Raw genomic sequence first — 16,781 nt, 5'->3', positions numbered from 1 at the left:
GCCTTGCGGCTGGCTGCGAAGACAGACTGTACAGGAGGTCCGAGGGCCAGGTCGAACTCACTCTGGGTGCCGGGCCCGATACGACGTCGCGGCGGGCCGGATCACGGTGCCGCCGCGTCGATCGCCTTCACGATCCGCTTGTCCGAGACCGGCTGCGCGGTGCCCAGGGCGTGGGCGAAGTAGCTCACCCGCAGCTCCTCGATCATCCAGCGGATGTCCAGGACCTCCTGGGGGACGGGCCGCCCCTTGGGCAGCTGTTCCAGCAGCCAGGCGTACTCGTCCTGCATCTCGTGGACCTTCTCCATGCGGGTGGTGTCCCGCTGGACGTTCGTCGGCATCTGCTGCAGCCGGCGGTCCTCGGCGACCAGATAGCGCATCAGGTCAGGCAGCCTGCGCAACCCGGTCGCGGTGACGAAGCCGGGCGGTACGAGACGGGCCAGGTGGTCCCGTACGTCCGTGACGTTGTTGACCAGGACCAGGCTGTTCGTCGACTTGAGCCGGCGCTCGCAGGCCTGCCAGGCGGCCAGGATCTGCTGCACCTGGCCGATCGTCCGGACGGTGAGGTCCACGAGGTCGGCGCGCACCTTGTCGTACAGCTTCCGGAACGACGCCTCGTCCCAGGCGGGGCCGCCGTGCGCGGCGATCAGCCGGTCGGCCGCCGCCGTCGCGCAGTCGTCGAACAGCGCCTGGATGGAGCCGTGCGGATTGCGTGACAAGGCGAGCTTCTGCTGGTTGGTGAGTTTCTCCGAGGCGAACTTGGCCGGGTTCACCGGGATGTTCAGCATGATCAGCCTTCGGGTGCCCCGCCACATCGCCTGCTGCTGCTCGGCCTCCGTGTCGAAGAGCCGTACGGCGACGGTCGCGCCCTGGTCGACGAGGGCCGGGTACGCCTTCACCGGCTGGCCGGCCCGACGCGTCTCGAAGACCCGGTCCAGCGTGCCGATGGTCCAGTCCGTGAGGCCGGAGCGCTCGATGGACTCGCCGGTGGGCCCCGCCGTGGCCGCGGCGGCCTTGGAGAGCGCCTGGCGGGCCTTGGGACGCAACTGGAGCTTCAGCGCTTCCAGGTCCTTGTCCTCGGCGACCTTGTGGCGCCGTTCGTCGGTGATCCGGAAAGTGATCTTCAGATGGTCCGGGACCCGGGAGAGGTCGAAGTCGTCCGCCGTGACGGGGACGCCGACCATCCGCTGGAGCTCCCGGGCGAGCGTGAGCGGCAGGGGCTCCTGCAGGGGGACCGCCCGGTCCAGGAACTTCGTCGCGTAGTTCGGGGCCGGGACGTAGTGCCGGCGGATCGGCTTGGGCAGCGAGCGGATCAGCTCGGTGACCACCTCCTCGCGCAGGCCCGGGATCTGCCAGTCGAAACCCTCGGAGGTGACCTGGTTGAGCACCTGGAGCGGGATGTGGACGGTCACACCGTCGGCGTCCGCGCCCGGCTCGAACTGGTACGTCACCCGGAACTTGAGCCTCCCCTGCCTCCAGGAGTCCGGGTAGTCGTCCTTGGTGACGGCCCCGGCCTTCTCGTTGATGAGCATCGAGCGCTCGAAGTCGAGCGCGTCCGGCTCGTCACGGCGCTTGTGCTTCCACCAGGAGTCGAAGTGCGCCCCGGAGACGATGTGCTCCGGGATCCGCCGATCGTAGAAGTCGAAGAGCGTCTCGTCGTCCACGAGGATGTCGCGGCGCCGCGCGCGGTGCTCCAACTCCTCCACCTCGCCGAGGAGTTTGCGATTGTCATGGAAGAACTGGTGGTGGGTGCGCCAGTCGCCCTCGACCAGGGCGTTGCGGATGAACAGCTCGCGCGACGCCTCCTGGTCGATACGGCCGAAATTGATCTTGCGCTGGGCGACGATCGGTACCCCGTAGAGCGTGACCCGCTCGTACGCCATCACCGCCGCCTGGTCCTTCTCCCAGTGCGGTTCGCTGTAGGTGCGCTTCAGCAGGTGCTCGGCCAGCGGCTCGATCCACTCCGGCTCGACCTTCGCGTTGACCCGCGCCCAGAGCCGGGAGGTCTCCACCAGCTCGGCCGACATCACGAAGCGCGGCTGCTTCTTGAAGAGTGCGGAGCCCGGGAAGAGGGCGAACTTGGCGCTGCGGGCGCCCAGGTACTCGTTCTTCTCGGTGTCCTTCAGCCCGATGTGCGAGAGCAGCCCCGCCAGCAGCGAGGTGTGCACCGACTGCTCGGGCGCGTCCTCGTCGTTGAGCTGGATGCCCATCTGCTTGGCCACCGTGCGCAGCTGGGCGTAGATGTCCTGCCACTCGCGGATCCGCAGGAAGTTCAGGTACTCCTGCTTGCACATGCGGCGGAAGCTGGAGGAGCCCCGCTCCTTCTGCTGCTCCCGGACGTAACGCCACAGATTGAGGAACGCCAGGAAGTCGGACGTCTCGTCCTTGAAGCGGGCGTGGTTCTGGTCGGCCTGGGTCTGCTTCTCCGCGGGCCGCTCGCGCGGGTCCTGGATGGACAGCGCGGCGGCGATGACCATGACCTCGCGGACACAGCCGTTGCGGTCGGCCTCCACGACCATGCGGGCCAGGCGCGGGTCCACCGGCAGCTGGGAGAGCTTGCGGCCCAGCGGGGTGAGGCGCTTCTTCGGATCCTTCTCGGCCGGGTCCAGCGCGCCCAGCTCCTGGAGCAGCTGGACGCCGTCCCGGATGTTGCGGTGGTCCGGCGGGTCGATGAAGGGGAACTTCTCGATGTCACCGAGGCCGGCCGCGGTCATCTGGAGGATGACGGAGGCGAGGTTGGTCCGGAGGATCTCCGGGTCGGTGAACTCCGGTCGCGTGAGGAAGTCGTCCTCGGAGTACAGCCGGATGCAGATGCCGTCCGACGTACGCCCGCAGCGGCCCTTGCGCTGATTGGCGCTGGCCTGCGAGATCCGCTCGATGGGCAGCCGCTGCACCTTGGTGCGGTGGCTGTAGCGGGAGATACGGGCGTTGCCCGGGTCGATCACGTACTTGATGCCGGGAACGGTCAGGGAGGTCTCCGCGACGTTCGTCGCCAGAACGATCCTGCGGCCGGTGTGGCGCTGGAACACGCGGTGCTGCTCCGCGTGCGACAGCCGGGCGTAGAGGGGGAGCACCTCGGTGTGCGCCAGGTTGCGCTTGTTCAGCGCGTCCGCCGTGTCGCGGATCTCCCGCTCCCCGGAGAGGAAGACCAGGACGTCGCCCGGGGCCTCGTGGTCCAGCTCGTCGACGGCGTCACAGATCGCGGTGATCTGGTCGCGGTCGGAGTCCTCGCCGTCCTCCTCGAGCAGGGGCCGGTAGCGCACCTCCACCGGATACGTGCGCCCGCTGACCTCCACGATCGGTGCTTCGCCGAAGTGCTGGGCGAAGCGCTCCGGGTCGATGGTCGCCGAGGTGATGACGACCTTCAGATCGGGGCGCCTGGGCAGCAGCCTGGCCAGGTACCCCAGCAGGAAGTCGATGTTCAGCGACCGCTCGTGCGCCTCGTCGATGATGATCGTGTCGTAGGCGAGGAGCTCGCGGTCCGTCTGGATCTCGGCCAGCAGGATGCCGTCCGTCATCAACTTCACGAACGTGGCGTCCGGGTTCACCTGGTCGGTGAAGCGCACCTTCCAGCCCACGGCCTCCCCGAGCGGGGTCTTCAGCTCGTCGGCGACCCGCTCGGCGACCGTGCGGGCCGCGATCCGGCGGGGCTGGGTGTGCCCGATCATGCCCCGGACGCCGCGCCCCAGCTCCATGCAGATCTTGGGGATCTGCGTGGTCTTGCCGGAGCCGGTCTCGCCGGCCACGATCACGACCTGGTGGTCGCGTATCGCCTCCAGGATCTCGTCCTTCTTCTGGCTGACCGGGAGCTGTTCCGGGTACGACAGGGCGGGCATCCGCCCCGCGCGCCCCGCGAGCCGCTCGGCCGACTTCGCGGCCTCGGCGGCGATCTCGTCCAGCACGGACTGCCTGGCTTCGGGCTTACGGATGCGGCGGGCGCCCTCGAGACGACGGCCGAGCCGCTGCGCGTCGCGGAGCGAGAGCTGCCCGAGCTGGGTCTGGAGATCGGCGAAGGAAGTAGACATACGGACCCCAGGATCTCACCCGGGCCCGAGGAGTGGCGAACGCATTTCGCGCGGAGTCCGTCACGGGTCCCGCCGGGCCGGGCCGGCCGCGGAGGTCTCGCCGGTCCGGTCGCGGTCACCGCCTCGCGGAGCGCGGGTGGTCCGGGCGTCCTCGTGTGCGGCCGCCGGCGTGGTCACCGAGCGGACGGGCGGGATCACAGCACGTACCATTTCGGGCAACTGACCACCCGTTCCCCGCACAAGGCGGTCCCGTGTCCCGTACGCAGTGGCGCAGCCTGGTGGCCGTGCTCGCGGTCGTGCTGGGGCTGCTCTGCGTACCGGCGGCCGCGGCGGCCGGCCCCGTCACCGCCGAGGTGGTGGCCGCCGCCGGGGACACGGGCATACCGGGCTGCGACCGCACCAGGGACCACGACGGCTCCGGCCCCGCCCTGCCGGCCCGGCCCCACGCCGCGCACGACCAGGCGCCCGGCCCCGCGGTAGGGGGCCCGCCCGCGGCCACCGGCCGGGGGCATGCTGCGGAGCGCGTCGCCGTACGCGGTCCCGGACCCGCCACTCCCACGCCCGTCGAACTGTCCGTGCTGAGGGTGTAGGCGGGCCCGTCCCGCCTCCCTCCCGCAGAATTCACCGCCTCAGCACGGAGTGCCGCATGCCCACGCCCGCCCGCCCCTCGTCCCGGCCGTCCTCGAAGAAGCCGCTCGCCCTCGGCGCCGTCGTCGTCATCGCCGCAGGTCTGCTCGGCTTCGCCTCGTACCTGGCCACCGCGCCCGACACGCCGGCGTCGGACACGCCGGCCGTCGCGGCGACCCCGGAACCGGACGCCGACGTCCACCCGGAACTGGCGGAACTCGCCAGGCGCGACGCCGGCGACAAGCTGGCCCAGGGACGCACGGACGCCCCCGTCGTCCTCATCGAGTACGCCGACTTCAAGTGCGGCTACTGCGGGAAGTTCGCCCGGGACACCGAACCCGCGCTCGTCGAGAAGTACGTCGAGGACGGCACCCTGCGCATCGAATGGCGCAACTTCCCCATCTTCGGCGAGGAGTCGGAGGCGGCCGCCCGCGCCTCCTGGGCCGCCGGACAGCAGGACCGCTTCTGGGCCTTCCACCGGGCCGCCTACGCGAAGGGTGCCAAGGAGAAGGGCTTCGGCAAGGACCGGCTCAGGGCCCTCGCCAAGGAGGCCGGCGTCAAGGACCTCGCCCGCTTCGCACGCGACGCCGGAAGCCCGGCGGCCGCGGAAGCCGTCGGCCGGGACCAGGAACAGGCGTACGGAATCGGTGCCACGTCGACCCCGTCCTTCCTCATCAACGGGCGTCCCGTCGCCGGAGCCCAGCCCATGGCCGTCTTCACCCAGGCCATCGAGGCGGCGGCGGCCGAGGCGGCGAACGTGGGCAGCGCCGGTCAGGACGCGCGGTGACCCCGGACATCGGTTACGTCGCGGCACTGCTCGGCGGCCTCCTCGCCCTGGTCAGCCCGTGCAGCGCCCTCCTGCTCCCGGCCTTCTTCGCGTACTCCGTCGACTCGGCCTCCCGGCTGCTTGCCCGGACCGGCATCTTCTACGCCGGCCTCGCCACCACCCTCGTCCCGCTCGGTGCCGCGGGCTCGTACGCCGGACGGCTCTTCTACGGTCACCGTGACGCCCTCGTGCTCGGCGCCGGCTGGCTGGTCATCGGGCTCGGCCTCGCACAGATCGCCGGTCTCGGCTTCGCCTCGCGCCACATCACCGCCCTCGGCGGCCGGATCCGCCCCACGACCGTCCTCTCCGTCTACGCCCTGGGCGCCGTCTACGGTCTGGCCGGTTTCTGCGCGGGCCCCATCCTCGGCAGTGTCCTCACCGTGGCGGCCGTCAGCGGCAGTCCGCTCTACGGCGGCCTGTTGCTCGCCGTCTACGCCCTGGGCATGGCCGTTCCGCTGTTCGTGCTCGCACTGCTCTGGGACCGCTTCGACCTGGGCCACCGGGCGTGGCTGCGCGGCCGCACCCTGCGCGCCGGCCGTTTCGGGCTGCACACCACGTCGCTGCTCTCCGGTCTCCTCTTCGTCGGACTCGGGGTGATCTTCCTCGCGTACGACGGGACGACGGCGCTGCCCGGCCTGCTGGACGTGGACGACTCCTTCGCCGTCGAGCAGTGGGCCCAGCGCATCGGGGAGCGGATCCCCGACGCGGTCGCACTGACGACCGTGGTGGCCGTGGTGCTCCTGGTCCTCGGCGTGCGGGCGTGGCGACGCCGGGCCGACGGGCTCCCCGCGCAGCGGGACGGATCCCACGCGGACGGGTCCGACGCGCGCGAGGACGGCTCCCGCACACAGGAGGAAGAGGAAGTGACCTGACACGACGAAGGCCCCGTCCGTGGACGGGGCCTTCGGGTGGTGGCTGGGGCCGGGATCGAACCGGCGACCTATCGCTTTTCAGGCGATCGCTCGTACCAACTGAGCTACCCAGCCACGCAGCTCGTACGGGCTGCAGCGGTCCTGACGGGATTTGAACCCGCGGCCTCCACCTTGACAGGGTGGCGAGCACTCCAAACTGCTCCACAGGACCAAGCTAATGTGCGAGACAAGTCTCGCACACCGTAAAGCGTGCCCCCAACGGGATTCGAACCCGTGCTACCGCCTTGAAAGGGCGGCGTCCTGGGCCACTAGACGATGAGGGCTAAGGGCCCACCTGCGCGCTTTCCAGCGCGTCGGGGACGTGAGAAGCATATGTGATGGCAGGAGGTAACGCCAAAACGGTTTACGGGGAGGTCGGGGAGCCGGTCGGCGAAGGGGAGGGACTCGCCAGATTCTCCTCCGGCAGATGGCGGCTGACCTCGGCCGTCGTCAGCCCGAGGCCCCCCAGGGTGATCTCGTCCCAGGCCTGCAGGCGCCGGGTGGAGCGGTCCATGTAGAGGACGGAGGCCCGCACCTTCTCCGGCTTGTCGTTCTGCACGGCGCGCAGCCCTCCGCCGCCGGTCGAGCCCTCCACCTTCAGCCGCGTGCCGAGTGCCAGCAGTTCGTTCACCCGGTGGTGCACGTGTCCCGCCAGGACGAGGGGAACCGTTCCGTCCGTCTCCCTCGCGGCGTTCGGGTCGTGGGCCACCGCGATGTCGACGGGCGTGCCCGCCCGCTTCTGGTCGCGCAGCGCGGAAGCGAGCCGCATGCCCGCCAGTTGCTCGGAGGCCTTTCCGCCCGTGGGGCGCGAACGGTCGGGCGTGAACTGGGGGTCCCCGGTACCGGCGATCCGCAGTCCCGCGACGTCCACGGCGCTGCCCCCGTCGAGTACGTGCGCATTGCGGAGCTTCTTCAGATGGGCCTGCGTGACCTTGGAGTCGTGGTTGCCCCGCACCCACACATAGGGCGCGCCGAGATCGCGGACGGGATCCAGGAAGCCGTTCTCGGCTGCCGTGCCGTGGTCCATCGTGTCGCCGGAGTCGATGATCACGTCGATCTCGTACTGCTCGACGAGTGAGCTGATGATGTGCCAGGAGGCCGGATTCAGGTGGATGTCGGAGACGTGCAGCACCCGGATGGTCGCCGGGTCCGGCTGGTACACGGGGAGGGTGGACGTGGCGTCGTACAGCTTGGTGACGTTGGTGACGAGCCGGGCCAGCTCCTGCTGGTAGACGTCGAACTCGGTGACGATCGAGCGGGCGTCGCCGACGACCGAGGGGGCGCTGGAGAGCAGCCCGGAGAACTTCGGCTCCAGGACGGACTTCGGGTTCCAGGTGGCGTACGCGCTGACACCCGAGGCGGCCAGGAGCGCGAACGCGAGCCCGCCGGCCGCCAGGGCGCGGCGCGGGCGGCGGTACACGGCGAGGCCGAGGGCGGTGGCGCCGGAGACGACGGCCACACAGGAGCGGACGGCCAGCTCCTGCGTGCCGGCCGCGACGTCCTCCGTGACCTCGTCCTGCAGTCCGGAGAGCCGTTCAGGGTGCTTGACCAGGGCCTGGGAGCGCTCGGGGTCCAGTTGGTCGACGTCCACGTCGAGCCGGACGGGGGCGATGTGGGAGTCCAGTTCCAGAGCGCCGAGCGGGGAGACGTTGATCTTCGTCCCGCCGTTCAGGGAGGGACGCAGGGTCATCGTCGTGTCCATCGGGCCGACCGGCGTGCGCACACTGCCGACGGTCAGCAGGCCCAGCCAGGCCCCCAGCACGACGACCGCGAGCAGTCCGAGCGCGCGTGCGTACGGGTGCCCGGTGGCGGCGGGGGTGCCGGCGGAGGTGGCGGAGCGGGAGCGGTGGGGGTGCCGGACACGGACGAGTGCGGCGCGGAACGGATCGCGGGCCATTGGGCGCGTATGCCCCGATCGGGCGGCGGACATGCGGAGCCCCGGGGAGGCGTGGGCCGGGCGGGTGGCGCGTACGGTCCGCCAGGACCCGCCCGTTCCGGCCGTGGGTACGCGACAATGGCGGAGTGCTGGAGATGACGCGCGAGGAGTTCGAAGAGCTGGTGAGCGTGGCCCTCGACCGGGTCCCGCCGGAGCTGATGCGGCTGATGGACAACGTCGCGGTGTTCGTCGAGGAGGAACCCGAGGACGCACAGGACCGGGAGCTGCTGGGGCTCTACGAAGGCACCCCGCTCACCGAGCGTGGCGAGTGGTACGCGGGGGTGCTGCCGGACCGGATCACCATCTACCGCGGGCCGGCCCTGCGGATGTGCGCGACGCGCGAGGACGTCGTCGCCGAGACCGAGATCACCGTCGTGCACGAGATCGCCCACCACTTCGGCATCGACGACGAGCGGCTGCACGCCCTCGGATACGGGTGAGGAACAGGGGCGCGCGTTCCGCGCGCGGTGGTTGGGACCGGCCGCGTGTGCGGGTGTTGTGCCAGGGCGTGTCCCCGGCGGGTGCGGGGGAGTTGGACACATCGCTCCCTCGTCCCGCCGTCTCCCCGCCCCGGAGGTGCCATTCCGTGCGCCACATGTCCGCCCGCGTCCGCCGGGCAGCCGTCACCGCGCTGACGATCGCCGTGTCCACCGGCTGCATGAGCGTCGGGGACGACGCCGGGCAGCCGGCTCCTCCGCGTCCCTCCGGCCGGCAGGGGGAGTCCGCCCAGCCGGACGGCGGCACCGTGCGTGGCACCGGCCGGTCCGGTTCCGGGGGCGGCCGTGCCGAGGCGCAGTCGGACCGGGACGCCTCGCGCCGGCCGGACGCGCGCCCGCACCCCGCCGGGCGCCCGGACAGGCCGGGAGGCACCCTTCCGGCCCCTGCGCCGGGGAATCCGGAGCCGACCCTGGGCGGACACCTGCCGACCCCCGAGCCGAGCGCTCCGGGGCCCGGCGAGCCGCCGCCCCCGCCGGTCTCCCCGGAGCCGCCCCCGTCACCGCCCCCGGCCTCCCCGGAGCCGTCGCAGCAGCCGCCGGAGCAGCCCTCGGCCTCGCCCGCCGCGCAGTTCCGGAGCGATGCGCTGGGCCCGCCGGGGCGGGTGGGGGTGTGGCCGACCCCGAAGGCATCACCGCAGGTCGCGCCGGTGTGAGGGCTGTCCCGGCGGGGCCGGTTTGCACGATTGGGGGGAGAGTGCGTATGGTAGTAGATCGTTTGATCCATTGCCCGGCGCCGACACAGAAGAGCGCCGTGTGGCGCGTACTCTCCCTTGCCGTGGCTGGACCGCATTGAGGCGGTCGAAATTGCGAAAACACGGAGTTACGGGCGCGTGCCGAGACTCCGAGAGGTTTCGCATTTCGCATGTCAATTTCCAGTTCTGACCACACCGTCATGCCCGAGAACGTCGAGAACACCGAGGCGAACGCCGTCGTCGAGAGCGCCGAGGCCGTCGTGGCCGCGGCGCCCGAGACGGTCGTGGAGATCCCCGCCGAGACCGCCGACGAGGTCACCACCACCGACGCTCCCGAGGCCGAGGCCGAGGCCGAGAACGCCGAGGCCGCCGAGCCGACCGTCACGTTCGCCTCGCTCGGGCTGCCCGAGGGCATCGTCCGCAAGCTCGCGCAGAACGGTGTGACCGCCCCCTTCCCGATCCAGGCGGCGACCATCCCGGACGCCCTGGCCGGCAAGGACATCCTGGGCCGCGGCCGTACCGGCTCCGGTAAGACGCTCTCCTTCGGTCTGCCGACCCTGGCCACGCTGGCCGGCGGTCACACCGAGAAGAAGAAGCCCCGCGCGATCATCCTCACCCCGACCCGTGAGCTCGCGATGCAGGTCGCGGACGCGCTTCAGCCGTACGGCGACGTACTCGGCCTGAAGATGAAGGTCGTGTGCGGCGGTACGTCGATGAGCAACCAGATCTACGCGCTGGAGCGCGGGGTCGACGTCCTCGTCGCCACCCCGGGCCGCCTGCGCGACATCATCACCCGTGGTGCCTGCTCCCTGGCCAACGTCCAGGTTGCCGTCCTCGACGAGGCCGACCAGATGTCGGACCTGGGCTTCCTGCCCGAGGTCACCGAGCTGCTCGACCAGATCCCCGGCGGCGGCCAGCGCATGCTCTTCTCCGCCACGATGGAGAACGAGATCGGCACGCTGGTCAAGCGCTACCTGAGCAACCCGGTCACCCACGAGGTGGACAGCGCCCAGGGCAACGTCTCGACCATGTCCCACCACGTCCTCGTCGTGAAGCCGAAGGACAAGGCGCCGGTCACGGCCGCGATCGCCGCCCGCAAGGGCCGCACGATCATCTTCGTCCGCACCCAGCTGGGCGCCGACCGCATCGCCGAGCAGCTCATCGAGTCCGGCGTGAAGGCGGACGCGCTGCACGGCGGCATGACGCAGGGTGCCCGTACCCGCGTGCTCGAGGACTTCAAGAAGGGCTACGTCAACGCCCTGGTCGCCACCGACGTCGCCGCCCGCGGTATCCACGTCGACGGCATCGACCTGGTCCTGAACGTGGACCCGGCCGGCGACCACAAGGACTACCTGCACCGCTCGGGCCGTACCGCCCGGGCCGGCAAGTCCGGTGTCGTCGTCTCGCTGGCGCTGCCGCACCAGCGTCGCCAGATCTTCCGTCTCATGGAGGACGCGGGCGTCGACGCCTCGCGTCACATCGTGCAGGGCGCGGGCGTCTTCGAGCCGGAGGTCGCCGAGATCACCGGTGCCCGCTCGCTGACCGAGGTCCAGGCCGACTCCGCGAACAACGCGGCCAAGCAGGCCGAGCGCGAGGCGGCCGACCTCACCAAGCAGCTGGAGCGCGTCCAGCGCCGTGCCGTCGAGCTGCGCGAGGAGGCCGACCGTCTGGTCGCCCGTGCCGCCCGCGAGCGGGGCGAGGACCCGGAGGCGGCGGTGGCCGAGGTCGCCGCCGAGGCCGAGGCCGCACTCGTCGCCGCGGTGTCCGTCCCGGAGCAGCAGGCCGCTCGCGACGACCGTCGTGACGACCGGGGCAACTTCAACCGCCGTGACGACCGTGGCGGCGACCGCCGTGACGACCGTGGTGGCGACCGCGGGGGTTACCGCGGTGGCAACGACCGTGTCGGCGAGCGCAGTGGCCGTCCCTCCGGCGGGGCCGGCTACCGCGGCAGCAACGACCGTCCGTCCTTCCGCGGCAGCAGCGACCGTCCGTCGGGTGGCTTCCGCTCCGGTGGCGGTGACCGTCGCGACGACCGTGGTGGCCGTCCCTTCGAGCGTCGTGACAACGACCGTCCGGCGTTCAACCGTGACCGCCGTGACGAGCGTCCGTCGGGTGGCTTCCGCTCCGGTGGCGGTGACCGTCGCGACGACCGTGGTGGCCGTCCCTTCGAGCGTCGTGACAACGACCGTCCGGCGTTCAACCGTGACCGCCGTGACGAGCGCCCGTCCGGTGGCTTCCGCTCCGGCGGCAGCGACCGTCCGTTCAACCGTGACCGTCGCGACGACCGTCCCGCGGCCGGCTTCCGCTCCGGCGGGGACCGTCCGGCCGGCCACCGTGGTGGCACCGGCACGGGTACCGGCACCGGCACCTTCGGCCGCCGTGACGACAAGCCGCGCTGGAAGCGCAACGGCTGAGCACGGCTGACAGCCGGCTGAACCGCAGGGCCCGTACGACACTTCGGTGGCGTACGGGCCCTGCGGCGTTTCCGGCGCCCGTGCCAGGGCATCGCTGGGGGCATGACAAACGACGAAGCCGTGGCGGCGGAGCCGCCGCCCGATGCCCTTCAGAGCCCGTCAGCAGCCGCTTCGGACGAGGAGCGGCTGGCCGAGCTGGGCTACACCCAGGTCCTCGCCCGCCGGATGTCCGCGTTCTCCAACTACGCCGTCTCGTTCACGATCATCTCGGTGCTCTCCGGCTGCCTGACGCTGTATCTGTTCGGCATGAACACCGGCGGCCCCGTCCTCATCACCTGGGGATGGGTCGGGGTGGGCCTGATGACGCTGTTCGTCGGCCTGGCGATGGCGGAGATCTGCTCGGCGTACCCGACGTCCGCCGGACTGTACTTCTGGGCCCATCGGCTCGCGCCACCGCGCTCGGCGGCGGCGTGGGCCTGGTTCACCGGCTGGTTCAACGTGCTCGGTCAGATCGCCGTCACCGCCGGGGTCGACTTCGGGGCGGCGTCCTTCCTCGGGGCCTACCTGAACCTGCAGTTCGGCTTCGAGGTCACTCCCGGCCGTACGATCCTGCTCTTCGCGGCGATCCTCGTCCTGCACGGCCTGCTGAACACCTTCGGAGTCGGCATCGTCGCCGTCCTCAACAGCGTCAGCGTGTGGTGGCACGTGGCCGGGGTGGCCGTCATCGTGGGTGCGCTCACCTTCGTGCCGGACTCGCACCGGTCGGCGTCGTACGTCTTCACCGAGTTCGTCAACAACACCGGCTGGGGCAGCGGCTTCTACGTCGTGATGCTCGGCCTGCTGATGGCGCAGTACACCTTCACCGGGTTCGACGCCTCCGCCCATATGACGGAGGAGACCCACGACGCGGCGGTAGCGGGCCCGCGCGGCATCGTGCGGTCCATCTGGACGTCCTGGATCGCCGGATTCGTGCTCCTGCTGGGGTTCACCTTCGCCATCCAGTCGTACGAGGGCGCCCTGAACTCCCCGACCGGTGCCCCGCCCGCCCAGATCCTGCTGGATGCGCTCGGGGCCACCACGGGCAAGCTGCTGCTGCTCGTCGTCATCGGGGCCCAGTTGTTCTGCGGCATGGCCTCGGTGACGGCCAACAGCCGCATGATCTACGCCTTCTCCCGCGACGGCGCCCTGCCCTTCTCCCGCGTCTGGCACACGGTCAGCCCCCGTACCCGCACCCCCGTCGCGGCGGTCTGGCTGGCCGCGCTCGGCGCACTGGCCCTGGGCCTCCCGTACCTGATCAACGTGACCGCGTACGCCGCCGTCACGTCCATCGCGGTCATCGGCCTCTACATCGCCTACGTCATCCCCACCCTTCTCCGGCTGCTGCGGGGCGACGACTTCACCGCCGGCCCATGGCACCTGGGCCGCTGGTCCCGGCCCGTCGGCGTCGTCGCGGTGATCTGGGTGGCGGTGATCACCGTCCTGTTCATGCTGCCGCAGGTGTCCCCCGTCACCTGGGAGACCTTCAACTACGCCCCGCTGGCCGTCCTGGCCGTGGTCGGTTTCGCCGCCACCTGGTGGCTGGCGTCGGCCCGCCACTGGTTCCTGAAACCGAGCGCTCCCGACCGCCGGTCCGCACACTGACGCGCGTCCCGCCCGCACACCGCCGTGCCTCCCGCCCGGGCACGACGGGCCCGGCACCCGATACCCGATCGGCTGCCGGGCCCGGGGCAGCTATGCTCGGGGGGTGATCCATCAGGGGCCGTTAGCTCAATTGGTCAGAGCAGCGGACTTTTAATCCGTTGGTTGTGGGTTCGAGTCCCACACGGCCTACCGATTGCAGGGGAGGGGAAACCCTCTGACCTGCGGCGGAGCGCCCCGTCCGGTTTCGACTGGTCGGGGCGCTCCGTTGTTCGGGGCCCTGTGCGTGAGCGATGCGTGAGCGGTCGCCACCGGTTCACCGGACGCCGCGCTGGCCGGGTGGCGGTGAGGATCACTTGGGGATGGGTGGACCGATCGTGATCCACCCGCTGCGGATGCCGTCTAGCTCTTGCAGGATCGCTTCCGGGGCGTGGGCTGGGCCGCCGAGGTCGTGGATGAGGATGTCGCGGCCCAGGTGCTGGAGGACGCCGGTCATCAAGTGGTGGGTGCGGGAGGGGTCACCGTCTGCGGAGAGCATGCCTAGCCCCATGCCGCCAAGGGACTCGGCCCACGCAATCGGCCGAAGTAGACGGTTTCGTGGCGAAGGTGTGCATCAGGATGTTCTCTGCGGCTTGCGCGGCCTGTGATTCCGTGAGAGTGCCTGGAGCTGATGCGCTGAGCAGATGCTGAGCTGCTGCCTTTTGTGCGTCGGAGTGTGAGTGAGTGCCCGCAATGGCCTGGATTACTGCGGCGAACCGCGCGCCGGCATCGGATGTCGCTTCTTCCGTGAAGTATTCGAAGGCGCGTCCGTACGCGTTGAGCGCGTTGGAACAGCGTCGTGAGGCCAGGCTCTTCTCCCAGGCGGCCGGCAGCAATCCGGAAGATCGAGTCCCGTGGGATCTGGAGCGGGAAGCTGCTCGCGGAGAGACCAGCTCGCCGCCCCCTCCAGCCAATGAGGTTTCCTCAGTGAAATGATCTTCGCCGAGCGGGTTGATCGGTGCATGCCCGGGTGGATCGGGTTGGCCCCGGTCGCGCAGTCGAATGATCGTTTCCTCCGTGAATGTAAGCCAGGAGCACTTTTACTAGCCAATCTCGGTGCAGGCAGATGCGCTGCAGCGCCCGGCGACGCTACGGTGCATATTCGAACACCGATCGGGAGGTCTGCCCGATTGACTAAGCGGAAAAGGAGGGAAATCAGTGAGCAAGATATCCACGATGAAAAGGAACATCTTATCCGGCGCTGCGATCTGCGGGGTCGTGGTGGGTGTCACGTTGGGTGGGGTGAGCACCGCGTCCGCGGCTCCGGCGGGCTACGCGGGTCCGTTCGATGGCCCGTGCAAGGGCAGCCTGGTGAGGACCATCGGGCTTCCAGACAGTGTGGGCCAGATCCAGGTCTGGTATGACAGTTCCGGTAGCGGTACATACTGCGCGAAGACCTACGACAATCGGTCGGGCCAGCACAGAATGGAGATTCGTCTGCGCCACTGGAAGTGGGCGACGTCCTGGAATGACACCGGCCTCTACGACACTTATGCCGGAGGAATCTACGTCTCCGAAGCTGATACTCAATGCGCCTACGTCAGTGGGTGGGTAGAGGTCAACGGCACCAGGTACACACGTTCCGAAACCCTGGTCTGCGAAACAAGCTGAGCTTGACTCTGAAGCTCCTATAGATCGTCAAGTCGCGGTGCGGCGGATGCTGATGGTTCGGTGCTGGGTGCGCTGATGAGGTGGCGGTAGACCTCTCGTGCGACGAAGCCCTTGAGGCATCTGAAGATGTCCTTCGTCCTGAGTCCTTCGAGGGCGCGTCGTGCCACGTAATCGCGGGTGCGCGGGCCGTGACGCATGCGGACCAGCACGATGGTGTGCAGTGCCCGGTAGGCCTGGCGGTCTCCGCCGCGGTTGAGTCGGTGGGCCGGGTCGGTGCGACCGGAGGAAGCTGGCACGGGGGCGGCAGCGCACAGGTGAGCGAAAGAGGCTTCTGAGGCGAGCCGGTCAGGGTTGTCGCCAGCGGTGACCAGCAGCTGCCCTGCGGTCTGTAGCCGGCTCTGCCAGATCGGTGCCCGGACGGACGGCGGTCAGCCGCCGAACCAGCTCCGTGGTGGTCAGCGAGCGCAATGCTTCGCGTGCCGCGGTGGGTGGGATGGGCCGGTCACGTCCAAGTTGACTTGAATGACACTCTCGACGTGGTTCACCGGATGAGACGCTGGCCATGCGGTATGGGTTGATGTGAGAAGGGCCTGCCCGGTGGGGTCGACCAGATCAAGGTCCGAGTGTGCATGACGCTCACAACCGGAGAGATCGCCTGTGGCGACGGCCGTCGTCGGCATGGTGAGGAACTGACGCCGCTTCCTCGGTCCTGAAGGGGTACACGTGACGACACGACGCATGAATGGCAATCTGAGCGCGGTCTCGACGCTGGTGACGGCCTTGGTACTGGCCGCGGCCCCATCGGCCTTGGCCTCTACCGAAGCCGGGCCCAGTGCGGCGCCGTGGGCCAATGATCCGTTCGATGTGTGCTCACAGGACTGCGTACTCGGTGGCGCCTGGGGCACAGTGATCTGGGGAAACCGGACGGCGACCGTGCAGGGTGGAGTCGCGGACTGGACCACCGTCGGCACCACTGTTCATTTCGAAGCCTTCGCTGGCAGTACCAAGATCGATACCGAGAGCAGGGGTGTCGTCAACAGCTCCGCGTACGGGGAGAAGCCCTATAACTTCGTCATCGGTAATCCCGATCTGCCCGGTGGTATCGACCGGGTCCGGATCACCGTGTGCACTCCTAGCCCCACCAACTGCGGCCAGCAGTTCAACGCGGTCAGGAATTGAAGTTTTCTCAGCGAAATTGCGCCTCGGGGGGCCGGTCGTAGACAGACGTGAAGCCCCTGGTAGGACGGTTCTCACCACAAGATCGTCCGCAGAACGAGAGGCTTCGCGTTGGTCACCTATGCTGCCACGCTCGACGTTCCGCGCCACGTCGTGGTGTACCTGTCCAGGCTGCTTGTCGCGCATCGCCGCGGCCTCAACACCCCTCGTGGGTCGCGGGCCCTGGGCACGTCCGGCAAGCCGTCCTGGTGCTGCGCTGGTTCCGTGAGCGCTGGCTGCGTGCACTGCCTGGCCAGGGACGCCGGCGTCTCGCAGGCCACCGGCTACCGCTACCTGCACAAGGGGATCGATGTCCTCGCGGATCAAGCAGAACCTCAGTGGGCAGCGAATTC

At 69.8% G+C, this 16,781-nt stretch carries 12 protein-coding genes, 4 tRNA genes and 2 pseudogenes; 11 read left to right on the top strand and 7 right to left on the bottom strand.

The genetic code is table 11. The annotated features are described in order from the left end of the window. Positions 1 to 101 precede the first annotated feature (101 nt). Positions 102 to 4,022, bottom strand: coding sequence for an ATP-dependent RNA helicase HrpA (gene hrpA / locus QFZ58_RS17340; RefSeq protein WP_307125822.1), 3,921 nt, complete (start codon positions 4,020 to 4,022; stop codon positions 102 to 104). Positions 4,023 to 4,273: 251 nt separating this feature from the next. Here hrpA and QFZ58_RS17335 point away from each other — a divergent pair, with 251 nt between their 5' ends. From QFZ58_RS17335 to QFZ58_RS17325, 3 genes are read left to right on the top strand one after another with little or no spacing between them, the layout of a single operon-like run. Then, positions 4,274 to 4,612 (top strand): hypothetical protein, encoded by a 339-nt coding sequence (locus QFZ58_RS17335; RefSeq protein ID WP_307125821.1) that lies wholly within the window; start codon positions 4,274 to 4,276, stop codon positions 4,610 to 4,612. 56 nt (positions 4,613 to 4,668) lie between these two features. Beyond that, positions 4,669 to 5,436, top strand: coding sequence for a DsbA family protein (locus QFZ58_RS17330; protein ID WP_307125820.1), 768 nt, complete (start codon positions 4,669 to 4,671; stop codon positions 5,434 to 5,436). Then, positions 5,433 to 6,347, top strand: coding sequence for a cytochrome c biogenesis CcdA family protein (locus tag QFZ58_RS17325; RefSeq protein WP_307125819.1), 915 nt, complete (start codon positions 5,433 to 5,435; stop codon positions 6,345 to 6,347). The genes QFZ58_RS17330 and QFZ58_RS17325 overlap by 4 nt, the downstream gene beginning before the upstream one ends. Before the next feature lie 37 nt (positions 6,348 to 6,384). On the opposite strand, the gene QFZ58_RS17320 is transcribed toward QFZ58_RS17325, so the two are convergent. The 4 genes from QFZ58_RS17320 to QFZ58_RS17305 form a co-directional block, all read right to left on the bottom strand. Further along, positions 6,385 to 6,461, bottom strand: a tRNA-Phe gene (locus tag QFZ58_RS17320). Positions 6,462 to 6,483: 22 nt separating this feature from the next. Then, positions 6,484 to 6,558: transfer RNA gene (locus QFZ58_RS17315), tRNA-Asp, on the bottom strand. Positions 6,559 to 6,597: 39 nt separating this feature from the next. After that, a tRNA-Glu gene (locus QFZ58_RS17310) sits at positions 6,598 to 6,670 on the bottom strand. 80 nt (positions 6,671 to 6,750) lie between these two features. After that, positions 6,751 to 8,283, bottom strand: coding sequence for a metallophosphoesterase (locus QFZ58_RS17305; protein WP_307125818.1), 1,533 nt, complete (start codon positions 8,281 to 8,283; stop codon positions 6,751 to 6,753). Between the two features lie 125 nt (positions 8,284 to 8,408). Here QFZ58_RS17305 and QFZ58_RS17300 point away from each other — a divergent pair, with 125 nt between their 5' ends. From QFZ58_RS17300 to QFZ58_RS17280, 5 genes are all read left to right on the top strand, one after another. Then, positions 8,409 to 8,762 (top strand): metallopeptidase family protein, encoded by a 354-nt coding sequence (locus QFZ58_RS17300; protein WP_307125817.1) that lies wholly within the window; start codon positions 8,409 to 8,411, stop codon positions 8,760 to 8,762. 146 nt (positions 8,763 to 8,908) lie between these two features. Continuing rightward, the gene (locus tag QFZ58_RS17295; RefSeq protein WP_307125816.1) at positions 8,909 to 9,472 is read left to right on the top strand and encodes a hypothetical protein; all 564 of its coding nucleotides are present in this window, start codon (positions 8,909 to 8,911) and stop codon (positions 9,470 to 9,472) included. Positions 9,473 to 9,711: 239 nt separating this feature from the next. Continuing rightward, complete coding sequence (locus QFZ58_RS17290; RefSeq protein WP_307125815.1) at positions 9,712 to 11,925, top strand: DEAD/DEAH box helicase; 2,214 nt, start codon at positions 9,712 to 9,714, stop codon at positions 11,923 to 11,925. 102 nt (positions 11,926 to 12,027) lie between these two features. Next, positions 12,028 to 13,566, top strand: coding sequence for an amino acid permease (locus QFZ58_RS17285; protein WP_307125814.1), 1,539 nt, complete (start codon positions 12,028 to 12,030; stop codon positions 13,564 to 13,566). Positions 13,567 to 13,681: 115 nt separating this feature from the next. Continuing rightward, a tRNA-Lys gene (locus QFZ58_RS17280) sits at positions 13,682 to 13,755 on the top strand. Positions 13,756 to 13,915: 160 nt separating this feature from the next. Here QFZ58_RS17280 and QFZ58_RS17275 read toward each other — a convergent pair. Then, the gene (locus QFZ58_RS17275; protein ID WP_307125813.1) at positions 13,916 to 14,101 is read right to left on the bottom strand and encodes a hypothetical protein; all 186 of its coding nucleotides are present in this window, start codon (positions 14,099 to 14,101) and stop codon (positions 13,916 to 13,918) included. Positions 14,102 to 14,760: 659 nt separating this feature from the next. On the opposite strand from QFZ58_RS17275, the gene QFZ58_RS17270 reads away from it, so the two are divergent. Beyond that, positions 14,761 to 15,213: a hypothetical protein gene (locus tag QFZ58_RS17270; RefSeq protein WP_307125812.1), complete on the top strand. Its 453-nt coding sequence runs from the start codon at positions 14,761 to 14,763 to the stop codon at positions 15,211 to 15,213. Between the two features lie 17 nt (positions 15,214 to 15,230). Here the strand turns inward: QFZ58_RS17270 and QFZ58_RS17265 are convergent. After that, positions 15,231 to 15,596: pseudogene (locus QFZ58_RS17265) on the bottom strand (transposase); the annotation flags it as partial. Between the two features lie 340 nt (positions 15,597 to 15,936). Between QFZ58_RS17265 and QFZ58_RS17260 the strand changes: the two are divergent. Continuing rightward, positions 15,937 to 16,392, top strand: a complete 456-nt coding sequence (locus QFZ58_RS17260) for a hypothetical protein (RefSeq protein ID WP_307125811.1) — start codon at positions 15,937 to 15,939, stop codon at positions 16,390 to 16,392. Between the two features lie 108 nt (positions 16,393 to 16,500). After that, a pseudogene (locus QFZ58_RS17255) lies at positions 16,501 to 16,758 on the top strand (IS5/IS1182 family transposase); the annotation flags it as partial. Positions 16,759 to 16,781 lie beyond the last annotated feature (23 nt).

This window comes from Streptomyces sp. B1I3 (genome assembly GCF_030816615.1).
GTDB lineage: Bacteria > Actinomycetota > Actinomycetes > Streptomycetales > Streptomycetaceae > Streptomyces.
Note: the sequence above shows the minus strand (reverse complement) of the source record. Positions and strands in the feature narration are given on the sequence as shown.

Coding starts and splice junctions, on each gene's coding strand:
- hrpA (WP_307125822.1), bottom strand. CDS start 4,022: ATGTCTACTTCCTTCGCCGATCTCCAGACCCAGCTCGGGCAGCTCTCG.
- QFZ58_RS17330 (WP_307125820.1), top strand. CDS start 4,669: ATGCCCACGCCCGCCCGCCCCTCGTCCCGGCCGTCCTCGAAGAAGCCG.
- QFZ58_RS17305 (WP_307125818.1), bottom strand. CDS start 8,283: ATGGCCCGCGATCCGTTCCGCGCCGCACTCGTCCGTGTCCGGCACCCC.
- QFZ58_RS17290 (WP_307125815.1), top strand. CDS start 9,712: ATGCCCGAGAACGTCGAGAACACCGAGGCGAACGCCGTCGTCGAGAGC.
- QFZ58_RS17285 (WP_307125814.1), top strand. CDS start 12,028: ATGACAAACGACGAAGCCGTGGCGGCGGAGCCGCCGCCCGATGCCCTT.
- QFZ58_RS17275 (WP_307125813.1), bottom strand. CDS start 14,101: ATGCTCTCCGCAGACGGTGACCCCTCCCGCACCCACCACTTGATGACC.